The following is a 12,135-nucleotide window of genomic DNA, read 5'->3' as shown; positions in this document are numbered from 1 at the left end:
TAAAATACTGAAAGTTTTTAACTTTCAGAACGCCACAAGTACACGCACTAGGAGTAGATTGCATCTACTGCTTCCTATCAAACGGAATTTGCAATTCGCTCTAAGTATGAATTATATATTACCTAAGGGCCATTTTAAGTACTCTCCCAATTTTATTCAGGCCTTACCGGCTGCGTCCAGGCCAATTGGTTTTTCATGTTTTCAACAGGATTGTGCTGGGGCTCGGAGGAGATAATTTTGCAACGTACAAATAGCAAGTCTTCACTTATCTCAAAAGACCCTGCATTCCCTTCAACGGCCTTTAATACCTGCGTGTCTTTTGCACCTTTTTTGCAACCAATAAACTCCAAAGTGTAATTTACCCCGTCTTTGGGAAGGGCAGCCACCTCCAAAATATTGTTGGCATAGCTAAGTTTTTCCAATTCCACGCCCGTGGAGGCATAAAAATCTCCTCTTTCCAAAGCCTCTACTATAGTGCCGGCTTCCAATGAATCTGCCTGAACAACTACCCAGCCTCTGCCGGAATTACTAAATTTCGCGCCTTGTTTGTGGTAGTTGTGGCTGTCATCCGTGGCCAAACCAAAAATCAAAGGCTGGCCCTTTTCCAGATAGGCGATGTTGATAAAATCCCACATGGCTTCATAACCCATTCTACTGGAATCCCCTAGATTATTAACCGCAGGATGTCCATTATAAATCTCAAAAAAGCGTTCACCTTTAAGCCGAATCATGTCCTCAAGTGTAATGGCCCAATGGAAGTTGGGGTGATTGATGTGCACCATCATTGGTTTGCCGGAAGCTTTTCTTTGCTCCAAGACCGCATTGATGTTGTTCTGCAGCACTTCGACGACACTACCTCCTTCCATTGGAGCAATAAGCCTTTCCAGATTGGTAAGGTTGAGATGTAGGGGTTTTCCTTCAAAACCAGCAGTGATTTCCTGAGCAGGGATCATGAGGAACTTTTCTTTTTCCTCAAAGCGAGGGCCATATTCTTCGAAAGTTTTTAATTTCACCTTCAAATCACCTTCCTCCTGAATGTATTCCACCCATTCCTCACCGTAATCTAAAAGGTAGGTCTGGAAAGCCTTCCTATAGAGACTGTCTTCCTTAATAGATTTCCATTTTTCACCTTCTTGGAAGATATTATGGTCGGATAGTGCAACAAACTGGTAACCTTGGTCCTTGTACCATTTCATGATTACTTCAGGGAACTCATCCCCATCACTCCAATAGGAATGAGTATGCAGATTTCCTTTGTACCATGTTTTGGCAGATTCCTCTTGGCTTGTTTTTTGTTTACAGGATAAAACAAAAAATAAATTTAAACAGGTAACTATTACCGCTATCGAAAAGGTTCTCATTGATTTGGTGGCTGAAGTTGTCGTTATTAAGCTTGAGCAATATATTCAATGCATAACGAAAATCAAATTGTGATGAAAGCTAATTTCCACTCCTATAGGAGGGATAAAAGCATTTTGATATATTTAACCTTTCAAACCGGCATAAAATTTTATATGGCTAACCAGACAAAATTGATTAATTTCCTGAATCAGATACTCAAAAATTCTTATGATGGCATAAAAAGTTACAAGGATGCTGCCAGGAATGTGGAGGAAGGGGCCATTAGAGAATTTTTTATAGACAGGGCAAAAGAAAAATTGGTATTGATAGGTGCACTCAAAGAAGAAATTTACCTTTTGGAAGGAATCCCCGTGGAAGAGGGGAGTTTGATGAATTTGTTTTCGAGATCCTGGAACAATTTTAAAACTTCTCTGGATCATGACAACGCAAAAGAAATATCTAAATATTGTCTGGAAGAAGAAAAAAAGCGTGTTGAAGAATTTGGTATTTTGTTAAGGAATCCGGAGCTCGTTTCTGAAGCATTTTTTGAGGTCTTAGATGATCAGAACGAAAAAAACCTTGCTGCCATAAAAGCGTTAATAGAGCAGATTAAATCATAATTAATTGACCTAGATTATCAACATATTTAACTTAAATTACCTAGACAGCTAATTCTTAATTGTGTCAAAATGGAGCTGTATATGAAAGTGTAATTAGCAATTTTACTATAACTATCAACCTATGAAAAAGCCTTTAATTTGGCTAGTTGGGCTATGTTTTATCCAAACATTAGCTTTTAGCCAGACCAAAATTGATTTTAGGGAATTCACTTTGGACAATGGTTTGAAGGTGATCATGCATAAAGATAGCAAGACGCCTATAGTCGTTACCTCTGTGATGTACCATGTAGGATCCAAGAATGAGGATCCGGAACGCACAGGGTTTGCGCATTTTTTCGAACACCTTTTATTTGAAGGATCAGAAAATATAGAAAGGGGTGAATATACAGACATCGTCGAAGGTAACGGTGGTGCGCTGAATGCTTTTACGAGCAATGACATCACCTATTATTACGAGCTAATGCCCTCCAACTATCTGGAACTGTCACTTTACCTTGAAAGTGAGCGCATGCTACATGCTAAAATAGATGACATAGGCTTGGAAACACAAAGGGAAGTTGTCAAAGAAGAAAAACGTCAGCGCTATGACAATCAACCTTATGGAACCATTCTTCCAGAAACCTTAGTAAGGGCCTATAGTGAACACCCTTATCGTTGGGCGCCTATCGGTTCCTTGGACCATCTGAATGCTGCAAGTCTAGATGAGTTCATGCAGTTTTATAAGGATTTCTACGTGCCTAACAATGCCATCCTCACCATCGCTGGCGACATTGATTATGCTCAAACGGAAGACTGGGTTAGGGATTATTTTACAGAGATTCCTAAAGGGAAGAATGCCATCTACAGACCAGATATTGTAGAGCCAAAGAAAGAAACAGAGATTAGAGATATTATCTATGATAACATCCAAATACCTGCTATTATTCAGGCATACAATCTTCCACCGAAAAATCATCCTGATGCCTATGCGATGGAAATGCTATCCACTTACCTTACAGGAGGTAAATCTTCTCTAATGACCAAGGAACTTGTAGACAAACAACAAAAAGCTTTGGTAGTCGCTGCAATTCCACTTGACTTGGAAGACGGAGGAATTTTTATAATGTATGGTATTGCCAATATGGGTATCGCTCCAGAAGACCTCGAAAATGAAATTGATGTCTTAATAAAGCAGGTTCAAGAAGAAGGAATTTCAGATCAAGATTTTCAAAAATTGCAGAACATCATTGAAAATAACTTGGTAAGTAAGAATTCTTCCATTGAGGGAATTGCCCAAAATCTTGCTGAAGCCAGTTTGTTCTATGGAGATACCGAATACATTAACAGGGAGCTGGAGGTCTACCGCAAAGTAAGTAAGGACGACATTCAGCGAGTGGCCAATAAGTACTTGACCTTGGATGGCAGGGTGGTATTGTATTACCTTCCGAAGCCACAGGAATCGGCTCAAAACCAATAAAAACCCTAAAGCTAGAAAAATGAAGACCTTATATATATCTCTTTTTGCTGTACTATTTTCCTTTGGGGCACATGCACAAGTAGACAGAAGTGTTTTACCTCCTCCAGGACCAGCACCCAAAATTGAATTTACCGATCCGGCCACATTCACCCTGGACAACGGTTTGAAAGTTTTTGTTGTACCGAATGATAAACTGCCTAGGGTGGCATTTTACTTGATCTTGGACAGGGATCCGCTTTTCGAAGGGGATATCGCAGGATTAACGGGTTTCGTTGGAGACATGATGATGGCAGGAACTACCTCTAGAACAAAAGATCAACTTGATGAGGAAATCGATTTTGTAGGTGCCTCGCTCGGTGCTGGCTCCACCTCTCTTTCGGGATCATCCCTTAAAAAACACCAAGAAAAAATACTGGATTTAATGACGGATGTACTCTATAATCCAGTTTTTCCTCAGGAGGAACTTGACAAGTTAAAGAAACAAACCCTAACATCATTGGCCTCTTCTAAAGATGATCCTGATTATTTGGCAGGCGTTATTTCCAATGCGCTGGTTTTTGGTAGGGAGCATCCTTACGGTGAAACCATGACTGCCGAAACGGTAGAGCAGGTAACATTGGAGGATGTAAAGGAGTATTACCAGACTTATTATAAACCCAATATTGCTTATTTGGCGATAGTGGGGGACATTGATGCCACAGAAGCAAAAGCATTGGTGGACAAATATTTTGCATCCTGGGAAAAAGGAGATGTTCCAAAATTTGAGTATGAGCAGCCTGAGTTACCAACAGAGAACCAGGTAGCCTTACTGGATCGCTCTTCGGCTGTACAATCAGTAATCAACATTGCTTTTCCTGTAGAAATGCATCTTACCAATCCAGATTATATGGCTACGAGGGTAATGAATTTCATTTTGGGTGAAGGATTTAATTCCAGACTGAATGGCAACTTAAGGGAAACGAAAGGCTATACTTATGGTGCTAGGTCAAGCTTTGGATCGGATAAACTCATTGCTCGGTTTTCTGCCAGTACTTCTGTAAGAAATGAAGTAACAGATTCCTCCGTTTATGAAATGATCCATGAAATCAGAAATCTTCAGGTAAATGGTATTACAGAAGAAGAACTAAAAATGGCCAAAGCCAATCTTAGTGGTAGGTTTGGAAGGTCTCTGGAAAACCCAAATACCATTGCCACTTTTGCCATCAATATTGACAGGTATGATTTACCTGAAGATTTTTACAGTAGTTACCTACAGCGATTAGATGCCCTAACTGTTAGCGACATAAATGAGGCTGCAGCCAAATACCTTAAGCCAGATAGTATGTACATAACAGTGGTTGGGAATGGCTCTGCTGTAAAGGAAGGCTTGTCCCAATTTGGAGAGGCGACCATGTACAATTACAAAGGAGAAGAGGTCCAGGAAATTCAATTGTCTGATGATAACAAAACAGCTTCAGAAGTTATAGCTGACTATCTTACAGCAGTGGGGGGTGTTTCTGCAGTAGAAAATATTAAAACTGCCAAACTCGAAATGTCTGCTGAAGTGCAGGGTAATAAATTGGATATGACAGCTATATATGACACGGAAAACCAGCGTTTGACCCAAAAAGTCATTGTAATGGGGAATGAAGTTTCCAAGACCATAGTAAAAGATGGGAAGGCTACAGTCAGTTCTAGGGGAAAATCTCAAACTTTGACAGATGAACAATATGAAGATGTTAAAATGGCTTCCCTTTGGTTAATACCCGAACTTTATTATGAAACCATGGGCTACACGCTTGTCCTTGATGGGGCTACAGAGGTAGAAGGAAAAGCGACTTATAAAATAATAATTTCCAATCCCACTGGTGGGCAAGTAGTCAATTATTACAGTATTGAAAATGGATTGAAGCTAAGAAGTGAAAACAAGCTTTCCGGTGACACTACTTTTACTGAATACAAAGAATTTGATGGTGTCATGGTTCCTGTAAAAATGTCCATTAAAAACCCGATGTTACCTGTACCTCTTGAAACAGAAGTTACACAGGTGGAGTTAAATGTCCCTGTTGTTGACCAAGATTTTAATTAATTATATAGATGATATCGATGAGAAAACTTATTTTTCCTTTAATTATAGCCCTATTATTTGTGATGGAGAATGTTGTCGCGCACGGCATTGGGAGTAGAGATTTTTTGCAAGAAAAAACCCCACAGGAAATAATAAAAGATTATATTAAAGCCATAGGAGGGGAGGAGAAAATTTCAGGAATCAAGACCATCGTTTTGGTAATGGAGGCTGAAATTCAAGGGATGAAAATTGAAATTGACACCAATCGAGACATGGAAGGGATGCGTTTGATGCAACAGATGGTGGTCAATGGAAGTGTGATTCAGAAGACTGTTGTAAAAGACGAAGAAGGTTATATGAGCGCCATGGGCCAGGTAAAAGCACTATCTGCTGACGAACTGGAAACGCTCAAAACTAATATTTATGCTTTTCCCGAACTGTATTATGAAGAAATGGGATTCACAGTGACCAAAGGTGAAAATGCTACAATCAATGGGGAAGAGGCTTATATGCTGGAGGTGACGAATTCTGCAGGGCTTGAAAGCAAGGAATATTTTAGTGTGGACACAGGGCTTAAGTTAAAAATGGTTGCTGATGTTGCTGGAGATGTAATGTTTGATGATTATCAAGAAGTCAAAGGCATATTGTTTCCGATGAAAGTAACCATATCAAATCCTATGTTACCTGTGCCCATGGAGACCCATGTGGTCAGTATTCAGTTGAATGAACCGCTGGACAATTCTTTATTTGAATAAGAAAAGGGACTTTGAAACCCCCTTTTCTTATTTTACTAGACTAGACTAAACAAGCAACACAATCGCACTTTCTCGCCTTTTACCTCCCTGATTTATAGATGCACGAACCTGTTGAAGCCTGAAAGATCACTGGAACGCGTGATTTTGTAAGTTGCATAAAATAGTGTCTTTTCAATAGGTAAACTTATCGCCATTGTTTCTCCCCATCTCTTGATTTGCATGTGGAGTCCATCCTTGTCTAAAGCGTAAGACAATATGCGGTCCATTATCATCAACCGCTCATAGGCTTGGGATTTAGGGTGAATTTTTATCAGGTGTCCCTTAGGGTCTGTTATTATTCCAAAATTACTTTGCAGCGAAGTATCATTGCTTCTTTTTTCTACCTGAAGTCCTATCTGAGGCAATAGGGTTTGGAGCAAAGAAAACAAATCCCCTTTTTTCCATACAAAAGCTTTAAAAAACTGTCGCATTTCTTCTTCATCTTTCGCCAAAGACACAACCACTTGTTCGAAGTCTATCAGTTCATAACCTGTAGCATCTTTCCCAAAGCGCTCCCACATAATTTTCATGGCAGCATGCATGCGCTTATCGTTTCTCATAAGCATCACATCCATGGCCAACACTAAAAGGGCTCCATGGGTATAGATGCTGACTTTTTTGTCAGGAACGCCAGCTTTGTAGCCGTCTAGCCATAGGTCCCAGCTTGAATCCACGATGGATTGGTTCTCCCAACCTAGGCTTTCAAAGCTTCTTTCCATCAACTTTTCTAAAACTTCCAAATACCTTTCTGGTGAATAATACCCTGATTTAAGCAAGTAAAAATCGCCCATAAAAGTAGTAACCCCTTCAGCGATTAGCCCTTCCTTTAGATAAGCTTCACTAGAGAAGTTATAGGGTTGAATGGACTTCGGGCGAATGCGACATACATTCCAGAAGTGATAAAGTTCATGGGAAGAGATGCCCATCAGCCTGTCCATACCTTCCTGAGTTTTGAATAAGCGGTCAGGACCTAGGGTAATCACCGTAGAATATTGGTGTTCCACACCATGGTAATGAGGAAAAGGCAACATGTGAATAAGGAAGTGATAGTTTTCAGCTGGAAAGTTGCCCAAATCATCAATTTGCTTTTCAGTAAAGCTGCTGAATTCTTTTAATACCTTTGCCCAATCAAAAAACACCTTCCCATGAACCCATAGATGGAAAGTAGTAGTTTTTATTTTATAGGTTTCATGATGTAAATCAGCCGCTGCCAAAATAGGACTGTCTACCAATTCCTGGTAATTGCTTGCAAGGAGCCTGTGGTTCTTGTCTTGAGGCAAGGCACAAGCCACCTGATAATTCTTGGGAAGTTCAAGTTTTACGTTTATATTTTCTTCAGATCTATTAGAAATGGCAAAGCAAATATTTATAAAATTCACATAAATCTGGTCGGGAGCTACCCATGAACCACCAGCATCGAGCTGGGCTGCATGATAAGAATAAAATATTTTATGCTTTCCTGCTGATTTTGCGAAAAATGTCCAAAGATCTTTTGTTTGTTTTTTTGAAGCAACTTCTCCATCTGGACCGATGACCTCCAATCTTTTGATATATTGGGCATAATTGGCGATTTCATACCTCCCAGGGCGCCAAGAAGGCAATTGAAGGTTAATTTTTTCGTCTTTATGACAGTCAAACTCCAGTTGAATTTCTAGAATTTGTGACGTTGGTATGGGTGAACTTAGGGTATATTTCATGAAATGTATTGAAATGGTCTTAAACAAAAGTAAGCCACTGGTTTGTAAATAAAAAAAACCTCTCTATCTTTGCAATCCTTTAAAAAACGAGAATCAAGCGATTAAAATATAGCAATAATGAAAAGAACATTTCAACCTTCCCGCAGGAAAAGAAGAAACAAGCACGGTTTCAGAGAGAGAATGTCTACTTCTAATGGCAGAAGAGTAATTAAAGCCAGAAGAGCTAAAGGCAGACACAAGTTATCGGTATCTTCTGAGAAGACCCTTAAGAAATAATTCTCTCCCATTTTAATATATGGGGTAATTTATTCAGTGCTATTTTATGGAATGTAAATTTTCAAAGAATGAAAGATTACACTCCAAAAAGTTAATAAAGGAACTTTTTGATAAAGGTTCCTCTTTTTTTTTATATCCCTTCAAGGTTTTGTATCTTGATCAATTGGGGATATCTGACAATCAATTACTGGTATCTGTTTCTAAAAAGAAGCTTAAGAATGCTACAGACAGAAACTATATTAAAAGGAGAGTAAAAGAAGCCTACCGTCTCAACAAACACCTCCTTCCTTCTACTGAGGGTTCCAAAAAACTTATAGCTTTAATTTACGTTTCAAATGATTTAATGGGCTATCACGATATATCCCCCAAAGTCATAAAGGTCCTTAAGAAAATACCTGTAGTAAAAACACCGCAAGAATGAATAAATTTATTTCCCGTAAAGGCATTTTCACTAGCCTTACTATAATAGGAATTGCAGTTTTGACACTGTCTTTTTATCCTAAGAATGACAAACTTTTTGACCTGGCCAAAAACCTAGATATTTTTGCCTCACTTGTAAGAGAGCTTGATACCTATTATGTAGATGAAATTGATCCCAATGAGTTGGTTACTGTTGGCATAAATGCCATGCTTGCTGAACTTGATCCTTATACAGAATACATTCCTGAAGAAGGTTCAGATGATTTTAGGGTAATGACTACTGGAGAATACGGGGGAGTAGGTGCATTAATAGGTAATCGCCTTGGCAAAAACATGATCATGATGCCTTATGAAGGTTTTCCTGCCCAAGTATCAGGTTTAAAGGTGGCAGATGAGTTGTTGAGAGTAGATTCTGTCAATGTAATTAATGAGAATACTGGAGATATTTCCAAGTTGCTTAAAGGACCTGCCAATACAGAAGTGGAGGTAGTGGTCAAGCGTGGAGAGGATACCTTGACGGTAAAACTTACCAGGAAGAAGATTGTGATTAGTAATGTGCCTTATTATGGGATGGTAGAAGGTGAAACCGGCTATATTAAATTATCCGATTTCACTACCAATGCTGGGCAAGATGTGGCTTTAGCATTACAAGATCTTAAAGCACAGGGAGCAAAAAAAATCATATTAGATGTAAGAGATAATCCGGGCGGTATTTTGCTTGAAGCAGTAAATGTGGTGAATGTTTTTATTCCTAAAGGCCGAGAAGTAGTTAAGACGATCGGTAAATTAGACAAAGTGCTTTCTGAATATAAAACCAGGGCTTCACCTCTTGACAAAGAAATTCCTTTGGTAGTGATGATTAATGAACGAAGCGCTTCCGCTTCAGAAATCGTTGCGGGTGCTTTGCAGGATTATGACCGAGCAGTTTTGGTGGGTAGAACCTCCTTTGGAAAAGGCTTGGTACAAAGTACTATTCCTTTGTCCTACAATTCTCAGGTTAAACTTACGACGGCCAAGTACTATATTCCAAGTGGTCGATGCATCCAAGCCATTGATTACAGCAAAAAGGACGAAGATGGAAATGGTATCTATGTGGCTGATTCATTAAGAAAAGAATTTCAAACCAAAAATGGCCGTACCGTGTATGATGGTGCAGGCATTGAACCTGATATTGAATTGGATTCTAGAAACTTTGCTCCGATTACTTATAGTCTGGTAACTAGAAGTCTGGTTTTTAGTTTTGTTAGCGAATTTGCCTTAAAACATGAGCGCATCGTCAAGCCTAGAGAATTTGAGGTGAGTGAGGAACTGTATACTTCTTTTGTAGATTGGCTTCAGGACAAAGAATACGATTATACGACAAGGGTGGAAAAAACCATAGAAGACCTGGAGAAGTATTCAGAGCGAGAAAAGTATTTTGGTGATATCAAAGAAGCGCTTGAGAATCTGAAGAAAAGCGTTAGTCATAGCAAAGAGCAAGACCTAGTTACCTTCAAGGACGAAATTAAAGAAGCGTTAAAGGATGAAATAATTTCAAGGTATTATTATCAAAATGGGGTAATAGAAGCCTCATTAGATCAAGATCCAGAGATCGAAAGTGCTTTGCAAGTATTTGCCGACGCTGAAGTTTATGCTTCCTATTTGACTCCGATAAAATAAGCGAGACTTCGCCACTTCTTTTGGCCTGAAAATTCTCGTAATAAGGGGCTTTTATTTTGAGCAGTTAGTAAGATGAGCATCTCAAGATTCAAATAATATTTAACGGCTGCTCTATTTCGAAGCGGCCGTTTTGTTTTTTACGTTGAGCCGTTTTAAGTTACTTGGTTTATATATGCAATACTTATATTATTATACATGAGTAGAATCCTTTCAATTGAAACTTCCATTGGCGTTTGTTCGATAGCGATCCATGAGGATGGCAAGCTAATTGCCATTTCTGAACTGCATCAGGACAATGTGCATGGTAGTAAATTGGTGCCATTGATAAAAAGCTTGTTGGAGCAGGCTGATTATAGTATCGGTAGTTTTGATGCCATTGCAGTCGCCCAAGGTCCAGGATCCTATACCGGCTTGCGCATTGGGGTCTCCACAGCCAAAGGACTGGCTTTTGCCCATGACTTGCCTTTGATTGGGATAGATAGCCTAGATGGGCTTGGTTGCCAAATGGTAGGGCAAGTGGAGGAAGGTTCCTTTATTGTGCCCATGATCGATGCCCGGCGCATGGAGGTCTATGCGAAAGTATTGGATGCAAATGGAGCTACCATCGATCCTTTAAAGCCTGTTATTTTGGAAGAGGGTGTATTTGGAGATTTTTTAGCTACTGGAAGTGTTTATTTTTTGGGGAATGCCAATAAAAAAACAGAGGAGTTCCTGAATCATGATAATGCCCGATATATAGACAAGCTAAATTCTGCAGCTAGTTTAGGAGAACTGGCTTATCGCAGGTTTGTAAACAAAGATTTTGAGGACATAGCTTACTTCGAGCCGAACTACTTAAAAGAGTTCTTGGTTTTAAAGTCAAAGAAGAACCCATTACTATTATGAGCGAAATTATAAACAGGGTAGCCAACAGCGCTATCGTCACCATCGATTTGGAGACTTATCATATCGCAGGAGAGCGCATAGTATTTGATTTGGAGCCTTTCTTGTATCAGGGCTTGGTGATTAAAGAGAGGGAGTACCGTGAAAGTTTTAAAAACTTAGACTGGTCGCTTTATGCAGACAAGCTCGTGGCCATTACTTGTTCGACGGATGCGATCATTCCCAAATGGGCCTACATGCTAGCGATGGTAAATTTACAGCCTGTAGCAAAGGAAGTGATCATAGGGAGTATTGATGATTTAGAGAAACACCTTATAAGTGGTGTGCTGAATACGTTAGACTTGGCTTATTTTGAAGATAGGCCAGTGGTAATAAAAGGCTGTGGCAAGTTGTCCATCCCTGATTATGCCTATGGAGAAATTGTCAAGAAAGTAATGCCTATAGCAAAAAGCGTGATGTTTGGGGAGCCTTGCAGTACTGTTCCAGTTTATAAAAGACCGAGGAGTAAAATAGTTTAATCAATATTGGTCTGTTTTTGAGTGGGTTAAAAGATATTCATTAATTCTTTTAGGTTAGCGTTTGGCATATTCATAAAAGAGTCCTATGTTTGCATTCCCAAATGAGAGAAGCTCGAGGGAATAAGCAAATAGAGATATAAATGTTTGTTTTAATTTGAAAAAGAGAATAAAATTTTATTAAAACTTTTTCTCTCAATAATTTTAAAACATCAAAATATTGTTTTACATTTGCAAACCCGTTCTGAAACAAGCATTTAATAAATGCAAGCCAGATACGGCAAGTGGACAAAAAAGTTGTCCAAACAAGTTCTTTGAAGTAGTGTAAGATAGTTAAAATTTAAAACCTGACGATTCGAATTTATTCGGATATAGAAACAATAGATTAGTTGATCTTTCGAGATTTGACAATCAAAACAAACTTTACA

11 protein-coding genes are annotated in these 12,135 nt (G+C 39.1%); 9 read left to right on the top strand and 2 right to left on the bottom strand.

All coding sequences use genetic code 11. The annotated features are described in order from the left end of the window. Positions 1-152 precede the first annotated feature (152 nt). Entirely contained in the window at positions 153-1,361 is a 1,209-nt protein-coding gene (locus tag AAC073_RS21660) for a histidinol-phosphatase (protein WP_339925911.1), read from the bottom strand. Between the two features lie 153 nt (positions 1,362-1,514). On the opposite strand from AAC073_RS21660, the gene AAC073_RS21655 reads away from it, so the two are divergent. From AAC073_RS21655 to AAC073_RS21640, 4 genes are all read left to right on the top strand, one after another. Next, entirely contained in the window at positions 1,515-1,961 is a 447-nt protein-coding gene (locus AAC073_RS21655; RefSeq protein ID WP_339925910.1) for a DUF2383 domain-containing protein, read from the top strand. 121 nt (positions 1,962-2,082) lie between these two features. Further along, on the top strand, positions 2,083-3,417 hold the full coding sequence (locus tag AAC073_RS21650) for a pitrilysin family protein (protein WP_339925909.1): 1,335 nt from the start codon (positions 2,083-2,085) through the stop codon (positions 3,415-3,417). Between the two features lie 19 nt (positions 3,418-3,436). Further along, positions 3,437-5,485 carry a pitrilysin family protein gene (locus tag AAC073_RS21645; protein WP_339925908.1) on the top strand — a complete coding sequence of 683 codons (2,049 nt, stop codon included), beginning with the start codon at positions 3,437-3,439 and terminating at the stop codon, positions 5,483-5,485. Positions 5,486-5,502: 17 nt separating this feature from the next. Further along, positions 5,503-6,219, top strand: coding sequence for a peptidase, M16 family protein (locus tag AAC073_RS21640; RefSeq protein ID WP_339925907.1), 717 nt, complete (start codon positions 5,503-5,505; stop codon positions 6,217-6,219). A 92-nt stretch (positions 6,220-6,311) separates the two neighbouring features. On the opposite strand, the gene AAC073_RS21635 is transcribed toward AAC073_RS21640, so the two are convergent. Continuing rightward, complete coding sequence (locus AAC073_RS21635) at positions 6,312-7,955, bottom strand: M61 family peptidase (RefSeq protein WP_339925906.1); 1,644 nt, start codon at positions 7,953-7,955, stop codon at positions 6,312-6,314. Positions 7,956-8,072: 117 nt separating this feature from the next. Here AAC073_RS21635 and rpmH point away from each other — a divergent pair, with 117 nt between their 5' ends. The 5 genes from rpmH to AAC073_RS21610 all read left to right on the top strand — a co-directional run bounded on the left by rpmH (position 8,073) and on the right by AAC073_RS21610 (position 11,710). Then, positions 8,073-8,231 carry a 50S ribosomal protein L34 gene (rpmH, locus tag AAC073_RS21630; RefSeq protein ID WP_020894049.1) on the top strand — a complete coding sequence of 53 codons (159 nt, stop codon included), beginning with the start codon at positions 8,073-8,075 and terminating at the stop codon, positions 8,229-8,231. 46 nt (positions 8,232-8,277) lie between these two features. Next, entirely contained in the window at positions 8,278-8,652 is a 375-nt protein-coding gene (rnpA, locus tag AAC073_RS21625; RefSeq protein ID WP_339925905.1) for a ribonuclease P protein component, read from the top strand. Then, the gene (locus tag AAC073_RS21620; RefSeq protein ID WP_339925904.1) at positions 8,649-10,310 is read left to right on the top strand and encodes a S41 family peptidase; all 1,662 of its coding nucleotides are present in this window, start codon (positions 8,649-8,651) and stop codon (positions 10,308-10,310) included. Before rnpA ends, AAC073_RS21620 begins: the two co-directional genes overlap by 4 nt. Before the next feature lie 195 nt (positions 10,311-10,505). Beyond that, the gene (tsaB, locus tag AAC073_RS21615; RefSeq protein WP_339925903.1) at positions 10,506-11,195 is read left to right on the top strand and encodes a tRNA (adenosine(37)-N6)-threonylcarbamoyltransferase complex dimerization subunit type 1 TsaB; all 690 of its coding nucleotides are present in this window, start codon (positions 10,506-10,508) and stop codon (positions 11,193-11,195) included. Further along, entirely contained in the window at positions 11,192-11,710 is a 519-nt protein-coding gene (locus AAC073_RS21610) for a DUF2480 family protein (protein WP_339925902.1), read from the top strand. Before tsaB ends, AAC073_RS21610 begins: the two co-directional genes overlap by 4 nt. The last annotated feature ends 425 nt before the right edge of the window (positions 11,711-12,135 follow it).

This window comes from uncultured Cyclobacterium sp., from assembly GCF_963977555.1.
Lineage (GTDB): Bacteria > Bacteroidota > Bacteroidia > Cytophagales > Cyclobacteriaceae > Cyclobacterium.
The sequence above is the reverse complement of the archived record's forward strand: the minus strand, read 5'-3'. Positions and strand labels throughout refer to the sequence as shown.